The organism is Myxococcales bacterium (assembly GCA_016706225.1).
Taxonomy (GTDB): domain Bacteria; phylum Myxococcota_A; class Polyangia; order Polyangiales; family Polyangiaceae; genus JADJKB01.
In genome coordinates, this window is sequence record JADJKB010000005.1 from 895,300 (window position 1) to 914,020 (window position 18,721).

General features: G+C 67.6%; 17 protein-coding genes. 7 read left to right on the top strand and 10 right to left on the bottom strand.

Annotated elements, in window-relative coordinates; genetic code table 11:
• Positions 1-71: 71 nt before the first annotated feature.
• Positions 72-413, bottom strand: a complete 342-nt coding sequence (locus IPI67_11655; GenBank protein ID MBK7580851.1) for a hypothetical protein — start codon at positions 411-413, stop codon at positions 72-74.
• 129 nt (positions 414-542) lie between these two features.
• Between IPI67_11655 and IPI67_11660 the strand changes: the two genes are divergently transcribed.
• Positions 543-1,199 carry a hypothetical protein gene (locus tag IPI67_11660; protein MBK7580852.1) on the top strand — a complete coding sequence of 219 codons (657 nt, stop codon included), beginning with the start codon at positions 543-545 and terminating at the stop codon, positions 1,197-1,199.
• Positions 1,200-1,229: 30 nt separating this feature from the next.
• On the opposite strand, the gene IPI67_11665 is transcribed toward IPI67_11660, so the two are convergent.
• The 4 genes from IPI67_11665 to IPI67_11680 all read right to left on the bottom strand — a co-directional run bounded on the left by IPI67_11665 (position 1,230) and on the right by IPI67_11680 (position 4,663).
• Positions 1,230-2,621: a hypothetical protein gene (locus tag IPI67_11665; GenBank protein MBK7580853.1), complete on the bottom strand. Its 1,392-nt coding sequence runs from the start codon at positions 2,619-2,621 to the stop codon at positions 1,230-1,232.
• An 81-nt stretch (positions 2,622-2,702) separates the two neighbouring features.
• Positions 2,703-3,650: an SUMF1/EgtB/PvdO family nonheme iron enzyme gene (locus IPI67_11670; GenBank protein MBK7580854.1), complete on the bottom strand. Its 948-nt coding sequence runs from the start codon at positions 3,648-3,650 to the stop codon at positions 2,703-2,705.
• Entirely contained in the window at positions 3,641-4,054 is a 414-nt protein-coding gene (locus tag IPI67_11675) for a hypothetical protein (protein ID MBK7580855.1), read from the bottom strand. The genes IPI67_11670 and IPI67_11675 overlap by 10 nt, the downstream gene beginning before the upstream one ends.
• A gap of 84 nt (positions 4,055-4,138) precedes the next feature.
• The gene (locus IPI67_11680; protein MBK7580856.1) at positions 4,139-4,663 is read right to left on the bottom strand and encodes a CBS domain-containing protein; all 525 of its coding nucleotides are present in this window, start codon (positions 4,661-4,663) and stop codon (positions 4,139-4,141) included.
• Positions 4,664-4,839: 176 nt separating this feature from the next.
• On the opposite strand from IPI67_11680, the gene IPI67_11685 reads away from it, so the two are divergent.
• From IPI67_11685 to IPI67_11695, 3 genes are all read left to right on the top strand, one after another.
• Positions 4,840-5,496, top strand: a complete 657-nt coding sequence (locus tag IPI67_11685; protein ID MBK7580857.1) for a hypothetical protein — start codon at positions 4,840-4,842, stop codon at positions 5,494-5,496.
• 117 nt (positions 5,497-5,613) lie between these two features.
• On the top strand, positions 5,614-6,126 hold the full coding sequence (locus IPI67_11690; protein ID MBK7580858.1) for a peptidylprolyl isomerase: 513 nt from the start codon (positions 5,614-5,616) through the stop codon (positions 6,124-6,126).
• Between the two features lie 4 nt (positions 6,127-6,130).
• The gene (locus tag IPI67_11695; protein ID MBK7580859.1) at positions 6,131-7,447 is read left to right on the top strand and encodes a ferritin-like domain-containing protein; all 1,317 of its coding nucleotides are present in this window, start codon (positions 6,131-6,133) and stop codon (positions 7,445-7,447) included.
• A gap of 27 nt (positions 7,448-7,474) precedes the next feature.
• Here IPI67_11695 and IPI67_11700 read toward each other — a convergent pair whose 3' ends face one another.
• Complete coding sequence (locus IPI67_11700) at positions 7,475-8,413, bottom strand: hypothetical protein (protein ID MBK7580860.1); 939 nt, start codon at positions 8,411-8,413, stop codon at positions 7,475-7,477.
• Positions 8,414-8,502: 89 nt separating this feature from the next.
• On the opposite strand from IPI67_11700, the gene asnS reads away from it, so the two are divergent.
• Both asnS and IPI67_11710 read left to right on the top strand, forming a co-directional pair.
• A complete protein-coding gene (gene asnS, locus IPI67_11705) occupies positions 8,503-9,903 on the top strand; it encodes an asparagine--tRNA ligase (GenBank protein ID MBK7580861.1) in 1,401 nt (466 codons plus the stop codon).
• 103 nt (positions 9,904-10,006) lie between these two features.
• Positions 10,007-10,957, top strand: coding sequence for a hypothetical protein (locus IPI67_11710; protein MBK7580862.1), 951 nt, complete (start codon positions 10,007-10,009; stop codon positions 10,955-10,957).
• A gap of 2 nt (positions 10,958-10,959) precedes the next feature.
• Here the strand turns inward: IPI67_11710 and IPI67_11715 are convergent, their stop codons facing one another.
• Complete coding sequence (locus IPI67_11715) at positions 10,960-12,264, bottom strand: amidohydrolase family protein (protein MBK7580863.1); 1,305 nt, start codon at positions 12,262-12,264, stop codon at positions 10,960-10,962.
• Positions 12,261-13,847 carry an amidohydrolase gene (locus IPI67_11720; GenBank protein MBK7580864.1) on the bottom strand — a complete coding sequence of 529 codons (1,587 nt, stop codon included), beginning with the start codon at positions 13,845-13,847 and terminating at the stop codon, positions 12,261-12,263. The genes IPI67_11715 and IPI67_11720 overlap by 4 nt, the downstream gene beginning before the upstream one ends.
• Positions 13,848-13,935: 88 nt before the next feature.
• On the opposite strand from IPI67_11720, the gene IPI67_11725 reads away from it, so the two are divergent.
• Positions 13,936-15,282: a hypothetical protein gene (locus IPI67_11725; protein ID MBK7580865.1), complete on the top strand. Its 1,347-nt coding sequence runs from the start codon at positions 13,936-13,938 to the stop codon at positions 15,280-15,282.
• Here IPI67_11725 and IPI67_11730 read toward each other — a convergent pair.
• On the bottom strand, positions 15,269-16,723 hold the full coding sequence (locus tag IPI67_11730; protein ID MBK7580866.1) for an NAD(P)/FAD-dependent oxidoreductase: 1,455 nt from the start codon (positions 16,721-16,723) through the stop codon (positions 15,269-15,271). The two genes, IPI67_11725 and IPI67_11730, sit on opposite strands and share 14 nt — an antisense overlap.
• Positions 16,724-16,848: 125 nt before the next feature.
• Positions 16,849-18,720: a PEGA domain-containing protein gene (locus tag IPI67_11735; protein MBK7580867.1), complete on the bottom strand. Its 1,872-nt coding sequence runs from the start codon at positions 18,718-18,720 to the stop codon at positions 16,849-16,851.
• Position 18,721: the final 1 nt, after the last annotated feature.

Below are 18,721 nucleotides of genomic sequence, written 5' to 3' on the forward strand. Positions count from 1 at the left end.
GAGCCCGCGTCCAAAGCGTAGCGCGGTTCGGGGCCTGCCGGGTGACATTCGCGGCGCGTCGCCGGAACGAGTCAGTCCGAGTCCGGGTTCGAGTCGGAAGCCCCGCCGGCGTCAGCCGCCGCGTCGGCGGTTGCGTCCGCGTTGACGCTCGCGTCCGCGTCGCCCGCATCGAGGGCTGGGCCGGTCTCCGTCGTGCCGTCGCTGGCCTCGGCGTACGAGGCGTCGAGCACGGTGCAGAAGCAGTGGCTCCAGCGTCCGGGATCGACACACTGCTGGACTCCGCGGCAAGCGTCGGTCTCACAAGCACGGAACTGGTTTGGCGTGCACTCGGGTTCGGCCGTGGCGGCGGGTTCTGCCGTGCAGGCAACGCAGGCGACCGCGGCACACAACCAGAGGAGAGCGGCGACACGCATCGGCCAGCGTCTGGTAACACGGGGTGGGACGCGGCGCAGCCCGGAGTCGTCGCGCCGGTGGCAGTCGGGTGTGCGAGTTGCTGCCCATGAAGCGGCTCTGGACGGCGGGTTCCTGCTCAAAGCACTGGCGTGGAGCAGAGCCACCTGACGAAACGCCGCTGTTCGGTGCAGACTCGGTTGGTGTCCGAGCGTGGAGTGCGTGTCCTGGTGTTCGATCGGCGGGCGGGTGCGCTGTCGATGGTCTGGTCGGCCGGCGCCAAACTCTACCGCGCGCGGGGACTGATCGACCGCGCGCTCGGTGCCTCGAGCTGGCAAGAAGCGCTGGACTTCGTGGCCACCTGGGCGCCGGAGCAGGCGCTGGCCGAGGTGCAGTTCTGGGGCCATGGAAAATGGGGCGACGCGCGCATTGGTGACGAGCGGTTCGACGTCCAGACCCTCCGCCGAGCAGACCCCCACGCCGCTGCGCTCTCGGCCATCGCACGGCGGGTCGAGCCTGGCTCGCTGTTCTGGTTCCGCACCTGCGAGACCCTCGGCGCGGTGCCCGGACAGCACTTCGCCGCCAGTCTGGCGGACCGACTGGGTTGCCGCGTGGCGGGACACACCTACATCATCGATGCGTTGCAGAGTGGGCTGCACGCTCTCGACCCTGGCAGGGTGCCCGCTTGGGAACCGAGCGAGGGAGTTCTCACCGGCACGCCGGAGCGACCGCTCACTGCCCTTCGGTCGACGGCGAAGGCGCCGCGAACCATCACGTGTTTCGAGGGTGTGCTGCCGGACTGGGCGTGACGCCGCCCGAGCAGACCGAGGCTCTCCGCTTCACTTCACGTAGATCGCGTTGGAGTAGATCCAGACGAAGCTCTTGTCTGCGAGATTGGCGTAGCTCGACAGGTGCGGGGTGAGGTGCCGGGGTTTGATCCGGACCTCGACGCGGTAGGCGCCGGGCTCGGTCGGTGTGACCGAGAGCGACTCGGCGCTCTCCGAGACCGTGTCCCAGCCGGCGGTCTTTGCGCGCAGGAGCCGAACTTGAAGCTCGGGTTTCGGGGCGCTCGGGTCCAGGTTCTCGATGACCGGGAGGGTGGCGGTGAGCTTGGGAGCGTCGCTGGCGAGCACCTCCCCGCCCATCTCCGTGATCACTCCGCCGGCCTCGGCGTGGAAGTCGAAGCCCACGGGGAAACCCATGACCTCGAAGGCCCCGTACAGGCGGCCGCTCCGCAGTGCATCTTTCAGCTCCAGATCGCCCCAGGCGCCCGAGGCATCGGGCTTGACCAGGAGGTGGTTCGAGAACCAGCCCATCATGCGCCGATAACTGTCGATGCGTTCGCCGTCGGGCAGCAGATCTTTGAAGGTATTGCGATGGCAGTCGGTGCCCATGGTGGTCACCCGTTTCGTGCCGCCGGAAAGTACCGAGCCCCAGCGCTCGAGGTAGCGTTTGTCCTCGCTCAAGATCGGTAGCATCACCAGATCGGGGTAAGGCAGGAGCTCTGGCTCCTTGAGATCTGCGATGAGCCCGATCGCAGCGCCAGCACCGATGATGGTGTTGGCGTGCAGGTTGTACATCTCGAATCCATCGACCGGGAGTGTCGTCAGCTGATCCACGCTCCAGTCTTCGGTGTGCTGGAGCAGCACCACGGCGCCGACGGCCTTCAACTTCTCCACGGACTCGGCGGTGGCTGCGCCGTACACGTCGTGGCGCTCTTGTTCGGAATCGGAGACGTGGCGCTCGATCCCAACCGGCATCGTGCCAGATTCGCTGCCTGCCATCACGAGAGGAGCGTCTCCGCCCGGGCAGGCCAGCCAGTTGCCGACCGGCGAGCCGCCGCGCTCGAGCAGTTTGTCCCCGAGATCCGCGTCATACAGCAGGGTCGCCGGGAAAGCGGTGGTCGAGAACGACTCGTTGTGATCGGTGAGCATCACGAAGTCGTGACGGCTCTTGCACAGCCCGCTACGGAAGTCCGCCAAACATGGCGCGTTGATCGCGCCGGCGTCGTCCTTGGGCATGTTGTCGCAGGCATCATGGCTGTAGACGCTGTGGGCGTGGATCAAGCCGCGCCGGTCCAGAAACCCCCGCTCGCTCGCAGCCCGGGTCGTGCTGTAGACCGTCCCCGGCTGCCAGCGCGGTCCGGGTTCTTGCTTGGTCTCGGTCTCTTTCGACGAACAAGCCGACGCCGCAAGGACGAGTGTGAGGACAACCCAGATGGCCGCGCGCATGGGCCGTCATTGTGGCAGGAGCAGGTAGGCTGTCGAGTGTGAACGACGAGGCCCGTTCGGTGAACCCCGACCCGAGCCCGGTCAGAGCGCGTTGGCGCAGCAGCGGACGCCGGTCTGGGCGCCGAAGTAGTACTCGTCGTGACCGGTCGTGGCGGCGATGCAGTTGTTACGTCCGGCGAGCCACCAACCGCCGCGCAGCGACGAACGCCAGGGTTTGTGCAGGCCATCCCGCATCGTCCACTCGTCCACGTTGCCCACCATGTTGCGCACGCCGAACGGGCTGACGCAGGCCGGACGAGCAGCGGGTGGCACGCGCAGATCTCGGAGCTTGCCGCGGAGCTCCAGGTTCTGCTGGTCGTGATTGCAGCGTTTTGCGTCCCGGTTGAACCCGTACGGGTAGGGCAAGAGAGCCTCGCCTTCACAGGCAAACTGCCACTCGGACTCGAAACACAGACGTTTGCCCAGGCTCTCGCACAGATCCTTCGACATGGTCCACGACTGGTCGACCAGCGGCAGCTCCGCACCGGGGGCGACGTACTCGTCACGGTCGATGCAGAAGCGCCGATGCTCGCGCGCACCCAGACACTGGGGGGTCTTGTCGAACTCGGCGCAGCGGTGGTGGCTCAGGAATGCCCCCGGGACGCCGTCGTCGAGGTACCGCAGGCAGCGGTGACGCACGTCCGGACAGAACTCACCCTCGACCAGCAGCATGTCGTTCGGACACGCTGGCGGGGGCGGCGCGGCGTCCGCGATCGGCTCGGCAGCGACCGCTGGCGGCTCGGCGTCGGCTTGGTACCGCATCCACCACGGCTCGGCCTCGCCGGCGGTGAAACACATGTCGCTTCCGGACTTGCTCGGCTCCTCCACCCGGGTCACCGGATCGAAGCGACACTCGCGGAGTGGGGGAGCCTTGCGCGGGAGACCGACGTCGAACACCTGAGGGGGATGCAGCGCGGGTCGCGGATCGTCACAGGCAATCAGCGAGACACCGAGGAGCATCGACGCCGCCCAACCGCGTCTCACCGGCAAGCCGCTTCAGCCTCGATGAAGCGCTTCTGCGCCGAGTCGAGCAGCCCCTTGAACCCGACGTATTTGTCCTTGTCGAAGTAGCCGTTGAACTCCTTGACCGCGCGGTCGCGGGCCTTGACCCCGGTCGTCCAGGAGATCTTGCTGAACGCGAAGGACTCGAAGACGAGCTGGGCTTGCTGCTCGACGACGGTGAAGACCTCGAGATGAGTGGTCTTCTGGGCGGCGTTCATCTCTTCGTAGCCGACGACACCCTGGTACTTGAAGCGCCCCGCCTCGTTCTTGACCTTCTCCCAGTCGGTCACAGTGGCGAGGCGTGCCTTGGTGCACTTCTCTTCGTCCTGGCAGCCGGAGAGCAAGGCCACGAGCAGGCCGGCGACGAGGCAGAATTGGGTTCCTGGGCTCATGGGCACGCAGCGGCGAAGGTTACACCGGCAGGTGGTTCGCGGCCCAATACGCGGGGGGCCATCAGCAGCGTGAGCGGGAGCGGCTCAGCCACCCCACGGTGGCGCCCCGCGAGATGGCCGCGAGGGGATGTTCGTGATGAGCTTAGGAAACTGGTCGAGGACGAAACGAACCAGATCTCGCAGCGAAATGACGTGAATGGGTTCGCTCAGGTCGTTGACGATGGGCACGTGCCGGTAGCCGCCCATGTGCATGCGGTTCATCACGAACTTGACGGCGTCGTGCAGAAAGAGCGCGTCGGGATCGGGCGTCATGAGCTCGGTGACCGGGCGCAAGCGCCAGTCGGCGCCGTTCAAGCCGACCTTCATCATCAAATCTCGCTCGGTGACGATGCCGACCAGCTTGCCGTTCTCGGTGACGAGCACCGCGCCGATCCGGTTCTCACACATCAGAGCGGCCGCGCGCTCCACCGTTGCGTCGGTGTTCAGTGTCACCGCGGGGCGGCGGCACAGGACACTCAGCGGCTGCTCGAAAACGTCGGCATCCAGGTCGACGCGCTGCCGGGCCCGTTCGTTCATGATCTCCAATTCGTCGTCGAAATGTTCGTCCATGGCGGTTCCCCTCGTAGTGCGCACCCCAGCTGAAGGGTAGCAGGCGATTTCGCCCGCGCGGCCCGGGGGCTGTCCCGGTCTGGCACAGGTTGGGCCAGATGCGGGCGCTCCCGAAGGACAATTGCGGTGAGTTTTGGCTACTACCTCTCGGCACGGCCGTTGCTGGGAGGGCCGGCATGTCAGGCCGCTCCAAACCACGTTCGCCCTTTGTCATCACGGTGGCCGTTGCCGCCCTCGCCAGCGCCTGCGGCGGTTCGACCGCCAGCGACGGGGGCGGCTCCGGGGGCGTGGGTGGCGCCACCACGAATCCTCCGCCGCCGAATTGTCCGGTGGGCGTCCCGACCACCGGGAGTGCGTGTCCAGAGGTCGGGGCGGTGTGTGAGTATTTCTCCACGGACGGCTGCGGGCAGACCGCGACGACGGAGGCGACGTGCAAGCCGGAGGGTTGGAGTGTGTTCGGCAGTGCGTCCAGCTGCAATCCGCCGCCGCCGCCGCTCGCCGATTGCCCCAGCGTGGAGCCGACGCTCGGTCAGTACTGCAACGTCGTCGCCGGCAAGACCTGTGCTTTTCCGGGGTTGTGCTGCTCTGCGGAGTACACCTGCCAAGCCCAGAGCTGGGTCGACGTTTCGCCCAGCTGCAATCCCCCGGCGGCCCTCTGCCCCGGCTCGCCCCCTGCGAGCGGTGCGGCCTGTGACGCCTGCGCCGGCAGCTTTGCGCCTTGCATCTACGATGCGTGCGGCGAAGGCGGCGTGACGACGTCCGCGAGTTGCGAGAACGGCGCGTGGAACGTGAATGTGACGCCGTGCACTGGCGCGGCGGACGGCGGAGTCTGACCACCGACCCGTGAGTCCCCCTGTGGCAAGTCCCGTGCGCCGGAAAAAGTCCGGGCCGACACGACGCGCGCCAGAGAGCCTGGCGATGCGCCGCCGTATCGTCTAGCGTTCCGGGCCATGGCGAATCCGACCGCAGTTCTCGAGACCAGTTTGGGCGACGTCACGGTGGAGCTGTTCACCGATCAGATGCCCATCACCGCGGGTAATTTCGTCGAGCTCGCGAAGAGCGGGTTTTACGACGGCCTGCACTTTCATCGTGTGATCAACGGCTTCATGTTGCAGTTCGGCTGTCCGCACAGCAAAGACCCGGAGAGCCCGCGCTCCGGCACCGGCGACAGCCCGAAGGGCACGATCAAGGACGAGCACACGGCCAAACTCTCGAACGAGCCCGGCACGCTCTCGATGGCCAACACCGGCCGCCCGAACTCCGGCAGCTGCCAGTTCTTCATCAACACGGTGCACAACTCGTATCTGGATTGGTTCACGCCCGGAAACAGCAAACACCCGGTGTTCGGCAAGGTGATCTCCGGCATGGACGTGGTGAAGAAGATCGAGTCCACCAAGACCAACGCGGGGGATCGCCCGCTCACGCCCGTGCAGATGAAGCGGATCCGCGTCGTCGAAGGCTGAGCGCATGTCGCGCAGCTGGGGTGGCGGCGAAAGCACGGCGTTGTTGCTGCGAGCTCGGCTCGTCGCCGCGCTCGGCTCGGGTGCGGCCGCCGCGCTCGTCTCCGGTTGCCACTCCGGCGAGAGCGCGGCGCGGCCCGAACCCCCGCCGCCGGCGCCGGGCCCGGTGTACATCGCGCCCACGGAAGGCGAGCCCAGCCCGCCCGTCATTGCGACCTCGGAGCCTTCACCTGCTGAGCCCGCGCCGCCGCCGGTGGCCACACAGCCGCCGCTGCCGGAGCAGGCACCCGTGGCCAAGCATCCGCCGCCGACCCCGTCGCAGACCTGTGCGCATCCTACCAGAAAGTGTTTCCAGCCGCACGCGGTGGTCGGTCAGGTCCCGCCGCAGGCCGGGGAGTACGACGTCAACGGCTGTCTTTCGGGCAATCGCGTGAGCGGCGCGTGTGAAGGGTTCTACGCCAGCCGCGGCCCCAGCTTCGACGGCAGACAGTGCTGCTACGTGGGTTGCACCGGTCCCATTGCGCCCTGCGGGCGACCGCTGCTGATCGCGGGCGTTCCGCGTGTGGCGAGGTTGGTGCGCGGGGAAGCTTGGTGTGCTTCGCGCGAGTTGCTCAGCGTCAGCGCACGAGAGCTTCCGCCGGCCCTCGCTGCCGAACTGGCGAGCGCATGGCAAGGCGACGCGCTGCTCGAACACGCCTCCGTCGCCGCGTTTGCGAATTTCGCGCTCGAGCTGCTGGGCGTGGGTGCTCCGGCCGAGTTCGTGGAGCGCGCGCTCTCGGCCGGCCTGGACGAAGTGCGGCACGCGGAGCTGTGTTTCGGGCTCGCCCGAGCGTTCGGCGGCGAGGCGTGGGGTCCCAGCGCCTTCGAGCTCGCGGACGTGCAACCGCGCCGGTTGCTCGCTGATGTCGTGGCTGCAGTCGTGGAAGAGGCGTGCTGCGCCGAGACCGTGGGCGCACTGGCCGCCGCGCGACAGCTGGAGCACGCCACGGAGCCGGCAGTGCGCGGCGCGCTCGAGCTGATTGCCGAAGACGAGGCGCGACACGCCGAGCTCGGATGGGCGTTCGTCGCCTGGGCACTCGCCAGGGAGGGGGAGGCACTCTCTGCGACGATCGACTCCGCCTTCGAGCGCGGGCTCGCACGCCTCGTGGCGACCGCGCCCGGGCAGACCAGCTCGGAGGCGCGCGCGTTCGGGCGGCTCGATGCCGAGGAGAGTCGCGCGCTGCTCGACGAGGCGATCAGCAGCGTGATCAATCCCGCGCGAGCAACGCTCGTGTCCGGCAGCCGGGTTCGACCACACGAGTCGAGCGTCAGCGAGCGGGTCTGAGCTCGGTGTCGTACGCGAGCTGAGCTCTCACGGCGCGTAGGATTCGAGCGTGATGCCGCCGCCGCCGCTGACAAGCTCGCCGCCGATCACGTAGACCCGGCCCGCCGCTGCGACCACCGCGACGCCGCTGCGAGGCGAGGGCAAGGTCGGCCCGCTCGACCAATTCGTGCCATCGAACACGTCGACCGTGCCGACGCTGTCGCTGCCGGCCACGTAGGCTTTCCCGTCGAGGGTCGCGGCGCCGAAGTCGTCGCGCGGTATGGGAAACTCGGGGCCGGCGCTCCAGGTGTTGGCCTTGGGATCGTAGACGTCGACCTTGTTCGTGACTCCGCCGCTGTCCGTGGTGCCGCCGACGGCATACACGAGCCCCGACAGCACGAAGCCGGCAAACGCCTGACGCGGGCTCGGGATGGCGGCCTTCACCGACCAGCTATTTGCTCCGGGGTCGAAGACCACGGTGTCGCCGAGCAGCTTCGAATCGCCGGCACCGCCAAAGACGTAGACGCCATCGTCGAACGTCGCCGCGTACCCTGCCGCGCGGTTCAGCAGCAGCGACGAGCGTTTCTCCCAGGTCGTCGCTCCCGCCGGGAGCACGTAGATGGTGTCGGCTGGACTCGCGTCGACGTCACTGAAGCCGCCGATCACATACAGATCACCACCGACGCTGGTCATCGCTGCCTGCGCGCGCGCGGCGGGTAGCTCCGGTCCCGCGCTCCAGGTGTCCGTCGCGGGATCGTAGACGTTCACCCCGTTCGACACCGCACCGCCGACGACACCGCCTGCGACCCAGATCTTTCCACCGAGCTCCGCCGCCGCGGCCCCGGTCACCGCCGTCGGCAAGTCGGCGTCACGACGCCAGGGTCCGGAGTTGCCCCCGCCGCTGCCGCCGCTACCGCCACCACCCGAGTCGTCCGAGCCACAGCCGGTGAGCCCGATGGCGAGAATCGCAAAGCACATGAAACGCATGGGCCCGGACGATAACGCGAGCTTGGGGGGCGGGGCCATGGCCCGCGGTTTTTGCTATCATCCGCGCCCTTTCTGGAGGAAGAGCGCGCATGGCTGTCCATTCGGTGAAACAGGCACTGTCCGGGGCGGTGGAGGAAGGCGCGGAGCTCACGGTTCGCGGCTGGATCCGCACACGCCGCGACAGCAAGGCGGGACTCTCGTTCCTCCACGTCAGCGACGGCTCGTGTTTTGCGCCGATCCAGGTGGTCGCCGACAAGGCGCTGGAGAACTACGAACGGGACGTGCTGCGCCTCGGACCGGGCTGTTCGCTGGTCTGCACCGGGACCCTCGCTCGCTCTCAGGGCAAGGGTCAGGCCTTCGAGATCCAGGCGAAGACTGTCGAGGTGCTCGGCTTCGTCGACGATCCGGAGAGTTACCCCATCCAGCCCAAGGCCCACAGCATGGAGTTCTTGCGCGAGGTCGCACACCTCCGGCCGCGCACGAACACGTTTGGCGCCGTGACGCGGGTGCGCAACTGCATTGCGCAAGCCGTCCACCGTTTCTTCCACGAGCAAGGCTTCAACTGGATCGCGACGCCAATCATCACCGCCAACGACTGCGAGGGCGCCGGGCAGATGTTCCGGGTCTCGGCGCTCGATCTCGCCAACCTGCCTCGGACACCCGACGGCAAGGTCGACTATCAGCAGGACTTCTTCGGCAAGGAAGCGTTCCTCACCGTCTCCGGGCAGCTAGCCGTCGAGGCCTACTGCCTGGCCCTGAGCAAGGTCTACACCTTCGGTCCCACGTTTCGCGCCGAGAACTCCAACACCGCGCGCCACCTGGCCGAGTTCTGGATGGTCGAACCGGAGATCGCGTTCGCCGATCTGAACGACGACGCGGATCTGGCCGAGGCGTTTCTGAAGTACGTCTTCCGCGCCGTGCTCGCCGAGTGTGCCGACGACATGAAGTTCTTCGTCGAGCGGGTCGACAAGGCGGCCATCGAACGGCTGGAGGGCTTCGTGGACCAAGCGTTCGCCCGCGTGGACTACGGCGACGCCATCAAGATCCTGGAAAAGAGCGGCAAGAAGTTCGAGTTCCCGGTCAGCTGGGGCATGGACCTGCAGACCGAGCACGAACGCTTCTTGACCGAGGCGGAGTTCAAGTCGCCGGTGGTGGTGATGAACTACCCGGAGAAGATCAAGGCGTTCTACATGCGGCTCAACGCCGACGAAAAGACCGTGGCCGCCATGGACGTGCTCGCGCCCGGCATCGGGGAGATCATCGGCGGGTCGCAGCGCGAGGAGCGCCTCGAGTTGCTCGACCGGCGCATGCAGGCCTTTGGTCTGAATCCAGCGTCGTATCAGTGGTACCGGGATCTGCGACGTTACGGCAGCGTGCCGCATGCCGGCTTCGGGCTCGGCCTCGAGCGACTCGTCGTCTACGTTTGTGGGCTCGCCAACATTCGCGACGCGATCCCGTATCCGCGCACCCCGGGCAACGCAGAGTTCTGAGCGCGGCGGCAGCCCGCGCCTGCTTCGGCTTCGACCCGAGCGATCACCGGGGAAATCGCCGCCAACATTTACGCGGCCCCGAGCGGGTCCTAGATCGTGGTCCGTGCATCGCTTCCCACTGGTCCTGACGCTGGCTGGAGTTTGTCTTGCGTGGCCCGCCGCCGCGCAGGACGACCCGCCCCCGCCCCCGCCCCCCGAGCCGGGTGCCGAACCCGAACCCGAACCCGCGCCGCCGCCACCGCCCCCCGCGCCCGCGCCCGCGCCCGCGCCGAGCGCAACAGCGCCCGCTGGACTGCCGCCGACCGGCACCCAAGCGCCACCGTCGGCGAGTGCGTACGACACCGAGCCCCCGCCTCCTCAGCAGCAACCCGGTTACGCGCCGCTCGACTACGGCGCGCCGCCGCCTCCGCCGCCCGAGAAGCCGTCGGGCAATGGCTTCGAGATGCCGCCGTGGTCGCTGCGCGTCGACCCGTTCAACTGGCTGCTCGAAGGACGCCTTGGGTTCGAGACCGAGGTGGCGCTGTTCAACTTCCTCTCCGTGGAGGTGGTGCCCGTCTTCGTTGCGAACGAGAAACCCCCGACCTTGAACCTGGGTGGCGCGCCCGACGTGTTGCGGCAGAAGTCGAACGGCCTCGGTCCGATGAGCGGCGCGGCGGTCGACGTTGGGTTCTGGCTCGATGGCAAGCCGCTTCGGGGCTACGTGATCCGCGTCGGCATGACGAACTACGCGTACGAATACCGAACCGAAGACGATGCGGGCTTGATCGACAAGGTCGAGACCGTCGAGCGCGAGGCGTTTTTCATGTTCGGCTCGCACTCTCGCTGGGGTGCTTTCACCATCTCCGGTGGCATCGGCCTCGGGCTCCACTTGAACAAACAGCAGCGCTGTTTTCCCAGCGGAGCCACTTCGCCGAGCCAGGCCACGAGCGACAAGTGCGACAACCAGCTCCTGATCTCGATCGATCGGCAGGCCCAAGATCAGGTGGACCTGAACGGCCCGCTCTTCCCTGCGGATCTGTTCGGGCGTTTCTCCCTCGGTGTCAGCTTCGACTGAGGCTACCGCTGCGGGGCTTTGTAGCGCTGAAACAGCGCGGTCTGCCGGTTCTCCAGCGACGCGCGGCGGCCCCGCAAGAACACGGCCTCGACCTTGGTCGACAGCTCGAAGGGATCACCCGACCAGAGGGTGAGGTTGGCGACCAGGCCTGCAGCGACGCGGCCGTAGCGTTTGTCGAGCGCGAATGCGCTCGCAGGCGCCCGGGTCACTGCGTCCAGCGCCGTCGCGTGCGGGAGCCCGGCGCGCACGGCGTTGCCGGCGATCTGCCGGAGCTTGCGGGCGTTGTGGACCTCTCCACTCGCGATGATCAGCGGCACGCCGGCGGCCGCGAGCCGCGCCGCGTTGTCGTCGCGCACGAAGCGGGCAGAGAAGGTGCGGGGCAGGTTGTCGAGGGGGAAGTTGATGACCGGCGTCTTGGCCTTGGCCAGGGCGTCGGCCACCTTCCAGCCCTCGGCCGCTGAAGCGATCACGGCTTTGAGTTTGTTCGCACGCGCGAGCTCGAGCACCGACAGGATGTCCGCCGCGCGGTCGACCTCGAAGATCACCGGGAGTTTTCCGGCCAGCGACTCAGCGACCGCCCGCAGATCAAGCCGGCTGGCGACCAGCTTGCGCATCTGGTTCTTGTCGAACCCGCCGGGGTTCCTGCTGAGCTCGCGGGCGTCGTCGAACAGCTCGCGCAGAGCCAGCAGCGAGGCGCCGACGCTGACCTGTTCCCCTTCATACCAGGCGTTGTTGAGGCCTACGTGTAGCGCGAGGCGTCGCACGACGACGTTCGTGGTGGAGGTCTCGTCATCGAGATCGATCCAGGCGCTCTGGCCGCTGATCAGCCCACCGCTCGGCACGACTCCCACACTGGTGACACCGCCGGCGCGGGTGACCCCCACGGCGCTGGCCGCCGGGTCGTACCCATCCGCGGCCAGGTACGCGGCGCGGATCGGGTTTTTGCTGGCCATCTCCGCGTTGCGGCTCGAACGCTCCAGCTCGACCTCCATCAGGCCGGTGCCCGTCACCAGATCGACGAAGCCGGCCGTCAGGGTCATGCCTTTGGCCTCGATGACCTGGCTGCCCTTGGCCGGCTCGCCGCCGCTGACGACGCGCGTGATCTTGCCGCCGTCGAGCTCGACCAGGGAGTCTTCCAGCGGCGGCGCGTCGGCGCTGAGCACCCGGGCGCCGCGCAAGCTCAGCCGCGGAGGCACGCTCGTGCGAGCCGTTGGCGTTTTTCCTGGCAGCGGCGGCGCGCCGAGCACCGTGCGGGGAGCGAGGCCGAGCGCCGAGAGGATGAGCAGTGAACGCCGGCCGAGCCTCATGGGGCTGCCTCGTAGTCGCTCGAGTGGGGGCCCGGGCTCTTGGAGTCGAAGCGCAAGACCCCGTCGATGAAAACGAGCTCCGCGCGCGCGTACACACTGAGTGGATCGCCGCTCCAGATCACGACGTCGGCGTCCTTCCCCGCGGCCAGCGTCCCGACCCGGTCTTCGATGCCGAGGGCCCACGCGGGGTTCTGGGTGACCCAGGTGATGGCGCGCGACGGGTCGATGGCAATGCCGGAGTGAATGCCGCTGTACAGTGCCTTGGCGGCCTCTTGATTCAAACGCTGAATGCCCTCGGCGGAATCCGAATGAACCACCGGGCGCCCGCCCGCGCTCGCGACGAGCGCGATGTTCTCCGGGATGCCGTCGTAGGCTTCGAGCTTGAAGCCCCACCAGTCGGCCCAGGTGGAGACTGCGATGTTGCGTCGCGCCAGCTCGCCGCGGATCTTGTACGCCTCCAGTGCGTGATGGAAGCTCCGGACCTTCACGCCCATCTCGTCGGTCAGCGCTAGCATGCGTGTCATGTCGTCGGCGCGGTAACAGTGGATGTGGAGCAAGATCTTGCCGTCGAGGACTGCCGCGATCGTCTCCGCGCCGAGGTCCCGATCCGGAGGGAGCACCTCGGGGGGGATCTGCGGCTCCTCGAGCTCGTCCTTTGCCCAGTCGCGCTCCCAGGCCTCGCATTGCCGCCTCTTCTTGGCCTCGGTCTGCGTGCGACACCAGCTCCGGCGCGCGCTGCGCTCCTGGCGTTTGGCCGCGTATTCCGCGCGTTTTTTCCCGAACTCGTCGCTGCGCCGTGTGTCGTTGTCGCGCCACGTGCGCCAGGCTTCTCGGAGCTTGGCCGCTGCGAGAAACGCCTCGCGCTGCGCCGCCAGGTTCCCCATGCGCGTCGACGGAGTCTGTTTGCGCTCGCCGTACACCCGCTTCGGGTTTTCTCCGCAGGCCATCTTCAGCCCGGCAGGTGCGCCGGCAAAACGCATGTCGTTGCCCGTTGTCGCCCGCCGAAGTTTGATGGTCACCGCTCGCCCGCCGACCAAATTCGCGGAGCCTGGCAGTACCTGGAGCGTGGTCACCCCGCCGGCGACGGCGCGTTCGATCGCCGGGTCCTGCGCCCAGAACGCGTCGAGCGCCCGCACGCCGGCGGTCACGGGTGAAGTTGCCTCGTTGCCGTCCTGGTGGGCCAGGGCCTGGGGCACGGGATACACGCCGATGTGCGAGTGGGTGTCGATGAGCCCTGGGGTGACCACTTTGCCTCGAGCGTCGAGCACCCGCGCCGAGGCCGGCGCACTGCCATCGCCGGAGCCGAGGCTCTTGATCTTGCCGTCCGCGAACAGCAAGAACCCGCGCTCGATGACCCGACCGTCACCAAGCAAGAGCCTCGCACCCCGCACCAGGACTGCCTGAGGCTGTCTCGCCGTGGGTTCGGCTGCGTCCGTCTCGTCCGCGAGCCAAGGGGGCTGCCGAGCTGCGGCGTGGGGCAGAGTCCGTGGCGTCACCTTGGGTGGAGGGCCGAGCTGCGCAGTCGGCGCCCCGCAGGCGGCTGCGCTGAGCAGGAGCGGGAGAGAGAACCTCGCGAGGAGCACTGGGCTTTGACTTTACACGGCAGCGGGTCGAGATCTCACGCTCCATTCGAGCTCTGCGCTCGACAGGGCGCCCGAGCGACCGAGTATCATGCACAAACCCGTGATGACCGCAGCCCCGAAGCAGCGCTGGACGTCGGCGTTCGTGGACCCCGAGCTCGAGCGGGCGTTCCGGGCCGACTCGGTGGCGGCGCTCCGGCGGTATTTGCGCTTCAGTATCGGTCTCACCTCGCTCGTGTTCCTGTCTTACGGTCTGCACGACCTGCTGGTGGTGCCCGAGGTTCACGAGCGCGCGTGGCTCGTTCGCTACGGGTTGTTCGGACCGATTGCCGTCGCCGTGTACGCGCTCATCGGCTCCCGCTTCCTCGCTCGCTTCGGACAGCTCGCGATGCTGGTGTACGGGCTCGCCGCGAGCGGAGTGGTGCTCTACATCGGTGCCATCGCCGGGCGCGACGGTTTCTTCCTCTACACCTCGTACTCGGTGTTGTTCGTGACCGTGGGCCCCTTCGTCGCGCGCATGACGCCGGTGACGCAGATCGGCTACACCCTCGCGTCGCTGAGCCTCTACAATCTCCTCGAGGCGGTCCAGGTTGGAAGCCCGCTCTCGGTCCGCGCTTCCATCAGCACGACTCTGCTCTCCCTGGGCGCGATTGGCGCGCTGATTTCCCGGGAGCTCGAGGGGCAGGCGCGCGACGCGTTCTTGCAACGCCGCCTCATCAGCCAGCAGGTGGAGGCCATCGAGCGCGAGAAGGAGCGCAGCGAAGAGCTGCTCTTGAACGTGTTGCCGCCGAGCATCGCCCAGCGGTTGATGAGCGAAGACGGCGCGATCGCCGACGGTTTCGCCCAGGTCTCGGTGCTGTTCGCCGACATCGTCGGGTTTACCGAGATGTCGCAGCGCCTCACGCCGCAACAGGTCGTGATGCGCCTGAACCAGATCTTCTCCAGCTTCGATGATCTGGTCGACAAGTTGAAGCTCGAGAAGATCAAGACGATTGGCGACGCCTACATGGTCGCGGGCGGGCTCCACAGCCACGAGTACGATCACGCCCAGACCATCGCCGAGATGGCCCTGGCGATGCAGCGGCGAATGCTCGAGTTCAGCCGGGAGTTCGGCGACGACCTCAGCTTGCGAATTGGCATCAATACCGGCCCCGTCGTGGCGGGGGTGATCGGCAAGAAGAAGTTCATCTACGACGTGTGGGGTGACACCGTGAACATTGCGAGCCGCATGGAGAGTCACTCGGAGCCGCGCAGCATTCAGGTCTCCGAGTCGACCTACGAGCTGCTGAAAGATCGATACGAGCTGCGCGCGCGCGGTGAGCTCGAGGTCAAGGGCAAAGGCAAGATGAAGACCTGGTTCCTGGTCGGGCTCGTGCCGGACTCAGTCGGCCGGCGCCCTGCCTCGACGCAGCTGCCGCAGAAGGTCAAGCCGAGCTGAGCGCCCGAACGGCGTCGCGGGTCTCGTCACGGCCGGCGACCGAGAGTTGGTAGTCGCGCGGCTCGAAGCGCGCCGTGGCCAGGCGAAACTCCGCGCACATGCCGGGCCAGATGGTGGTGTTCTTGCCGCTCTCGTTCAGGTACCAGCTGCGGCAGCCGGTGTGCCAGACGGTCGTCTGCAAGCGTTCCTGGAGTCGTTCGTTGAAGCGGTCCTGCGCCTCCCTTCGCACCGCGAGATAGGTGTCGGGTTTGCGCCGCAGGAGCTGCACACAGCGCATGACGAGCGCAAGCTGGGACTCGATCATGAAGATGATCGAGTTGTGGCCCAGTCCCGTATTCGGCCCGACCAGCATGAACAGGTTGGGGAACCCGGCCACCGTGGTGCCGAGGTGCGCCTCGGCGCCATGCTCCGCCCACAGCGCGCCGAGCTCCTGGCCGCGGTCGCCCGTCACGCGGAGTGAGCCCAGGTAGTCGTGCACGTCGAAGCCCGTGCCGAACACGACGGCGTCGACCTCGCGTTCGACGCCGTCGTTGCCGACCACGGAGTGCTCGGTGAGCTCGCGGATACCGGCGGTCGAGAGCTCGACGTTCGGCTGGGCGAGGGCAGGGTAGAAGGTGTTCGACATCAGGATGCGCTTGCAGCCCATCCGGTACTGCGGCGTGAGCTTTTCGCGCAGCTCGGGATCGGAGATCGACTGACGCAAATGGCGCAGGGCCAGCCGTTCGATCAGTCGGAGCACCCGCGGTTCGTTGACGAAGGCGAAGCCCCTGACCTCGTGGGACCAGAAGATCGCCTGGCGGTGCAACAGACGCGCGCCGGGCACCCGGGCAAACGCCCACCTCTCGAGCCCGCGGTAGCGGCGCTCTCTACGCGGGAGGATCCAGGCCGGCGTCCGCTGAAAGACGTGCAGGCGTCTGGCAGTCTTGGCCAGCTCCGGTACGAACTGAATGGCGCTCGCGCCGGTACCGATGCTCGCAATGCATTTACCGCGGGGGTCGAAGCTGGTGTCCCAGGCGGCGGAGTGAAACTTGTGCCCGCGGAAGCGCTCGAGGCCCGGCAGCTTCGGAAGGGAGAAGCGGCTCAAGGGGCCGAGCCCCGAGACGACGATGCGAGCGCGCAGCGTCTCACCCGACGCGGTCGTGACGGTCCAGCGACCCGACTCGGCGTCGAACGTCGCGCTGACTGCCTCTTGTCCGAAGCGGAGGTGACGTCGTACGGCGAACTGGTCGGCGCAGCGCTCCATGTAGCGGCGGATTTCCGCCTGGGTCGCGTAGGTCTCGGTCCAATCGGGGTTGGGCGCAAACGAGAACGAGTAGACGTGGGACGGAACGTCGCACGCGCAGCCGGGATAGAGGTTGTCGCGCCAGGTTCCACCCAGGGTCTGCGCCTTTTCGAGCACGACGAAGTCGCGGATCCCCGCTCGCGCCAGGGAGATGGCCATGCCCAGACCCGCGAAGCCGGAGCCGATGATGATGGCGAACAACTCTTCGTCGTCGTGCACGCGCTGACTCCGACGCCAGTTTGCCACGGGCTCGGCGTTGCACCAACCAGCGTGCGGGGCGCAGCTCAGAAGTCGTAGCGGAGCGCCACACTCGGCGAGAGCACGTAGAAGGCGCCGAGGCCGTTGTCCGGGTCGAGCAAGAGATTGCCGGGTTGGGCGTCTGCGTTCCCTGGGAACACTCCGGGGTAGTCCCGGAGGGCGACGGAGCGGCGACCTCGACCGGGATCGGCGCTGTCCGCCGTGCTCGTGCCGTAGCGCTTCTCCGACGACGCGAACATGAACAGCGCTGCCACGCCTGCGTCGATCATGAAATGTCGGCTCAGGCGATAGCCGAAGCGGACCTCGGGCCCCACGAACGGCACCCAGAGCTCCTGGTTGGTCTCCGGGATGCTCACCTGCTCCGAGAAGTCGAAGGTGGCGCCGCTCGAATGCGACAAGGTTCCGGTGAACGTGCCTTCGTTCTCGAAGCGCGCGGTTGCCCGGAGCACACCGGCCCAGAGCCGGGCCGTGAGTGGTGTGTCCTCGAAGAACTGATAACTCGCCGCCAGGGCCGCGACGGGGCCGGACAGGCGCGTCTTGTCGCGGTAGTCCGTCGCCCTTGCCGGTACGTCGGCCTGACCGCGTTTCGTGCGCGTGACCTGCTCCGACACACTCAGGTACCCGAAGAACAGCTCGAGTCCGAGCCCGCTCGTCAGCTGATATCCACCCAGCGCACCCACGAGGAACCCGGAGGGGCGACCGCGGTCGCTACAATCGCCGGCGCTGCAGGCGTCATCGGCGCCGCCACCGAGGCTTGGGCCGAGCGCGAGCCCTCCTTGCAGTTGCACGTAAACGTGGGGTCGGAACGTACTCCACATCGGGCTCGACAGGTCCCGCTCGAGCGCCACGCGCAGCACCTCGGGCTGCCCCGCGCTCAGGCGCACGTCGCGCCGGTACGGCAAGAAGCCCTCGGCCAGCAGCTCCACTTTGTGGGCGCCGCTCTTCAGTCGCCCCTCCCAGACCCCGTTCCCGAGCTCGACTCCGTCGATGTCGATGCGGGCATTGGCCGGGGTGGGCTCGACCCTCAGCCGTCCGTCGAGCACGACCGCCTCCAGGCGCAGGGTCGTCGTCCCGTTCGCGCGGACCTCTGCGGCCGTGGGAGGAGAGCCGACGTCGCCTTCGCCGCGCAGGAACACGGTGTGCGTGCCGATGGAGAGCACGCCGGTCCACGGGGTCTTCCCCACGGTGGCTCCATCAACGACGACCTCGAGCGTCTTGCCGCCCGCCTCCTGCACCGCGAGCTTGCCGGACTGAGCCAGCGCCGACAGCGTCGCGCGCACGACTTTCTTCTGAGCGCCGGCGATCGACACCTGCGTCTCGAACGGAATGAAACCTTCCTTGAACACCCGGACGCTGCGGGTTCCGGCGTCGACCCGCACTGGTTTTGGTAGCGGCGAATTGCCCCGCTCCTGCCCGTCGACGACGATGCGAGCGCCGGCCTGGTTGCTCTCGACCGTGATCTCTCCGACCAGCCTCTGCAGCTGGGTCATCGCATCGTTTACCGATTGTTTGTCGGCGGGCGACAGTTTGTCGCTGAAGCGCTGCACCAGCTCCTCGTACATCGAGAGCGCCTCGGCGTTGCGCTTGAGCTGACGCAGCGAGATGGCGGCGTTCTTCAGCGCCACCTGCGTGGGGAAGAGCTCTCTCGATGCGAGGAACTCGGCCAGCGCGGCGTCCCACGACTCGTTCTGGACCAGCTCGAGTCCTTTGACGAAGCGCTTGCGCGCCTCCTCGCGCTTGGCATCGACTTCACTCACGGGCGCCGCAGACGCATCGCCGGCTGCTGGCTGGGCCCGGGCGGGCTTCGGCCAGGCCAGCGCGCCGACGAGCAGGGTCACCCAGGCCAGACAGACCACGACTGAGATCGATCGCGCACGGCGAAACAGCGAGCGGCGCAAG

Coding starts and splice junctions, on each gene's coding strand:
- IPI67_11655 (MBK7580851.1), bottom strand. CDS start 413: ATGCGTGTCGCCGCTCTCCTCTGGTTGTGTGCCGCGGTCGCCTGCGTT.
- IPI67_11665 (MBK7580853.1), bottom strand. CDS start 2,621: ATGCGCGCGGCCATCTGGGTTGTCCTCACACTCGTCCTTGCGGCGTCG.
- IPI67_11675 (MBK7580855.1), bottom strand. CDS start 4,054: ATGAGCCCAGGAACCCAATTCTGCCTCGTCGCCGGCCTGCTCGTGGCC.
- IPI67_11680 (MBK7580856.1), bottom strand. CDS start 4,663: ATGGACGAACATTTCGACGACGAATTGGAGATCATGAACGAACGGGCC.
- IPI67_11685 (MBK7580857.1), top strand. CDS start 4,840: ATGTCAGGCCGCTCCAAACCACGTTCGCCCTTTGTCATCACGGTGGCC.
- IPI67_11690 (MBK7580858.1), top strand. CDS start 5,614: ATGGCGAATCCGACCGCAGTTCTCGAGACCAGTTTGGGCGACGTCACG.
- IPI67_11695 (MBK7580859.1), top strand. CDS start 6,131: ATGTCGCGCAGCTGGGGTGGCGGCGAAAGCACGGCGTTGTTGCTGCGA.
- IPI67_11700 (MBK7580860.1), bottom strand. CDS start 8,413: ATGCGTTTCATGTGCTTTGCGATTCTCGCCATCGGGCTCACCGGCTGT.
- asnS (MBK7580861.1), top strand. CDS start 8,503: ATGGCTGTCCATTCGGTGAAACAGGCACTGTCCGGGGCGGTGGAGGAA.
- IPI67_11715 (MBK7580863.1), bottom strand. CDS start 12,264: ATGAGGCTCGGCCGGCGTTCACTGCTCATCCTCTCGGCGCTCGGCCTC.
- IPI67_11725 (MBK7580865.1), top strand. CDS start 13,936: ATGCACAAACCCGTGATGACCGCAGCCCCGAAGCAGCGCTGGACGTCG.
- IPI67_11730 (MBK7580866.1), bottom strand. CDS start 16,723: ATGGCCATCTCCCTGGCGCGAGCGGGGATCCGCGACTTCGTCGTGCTC.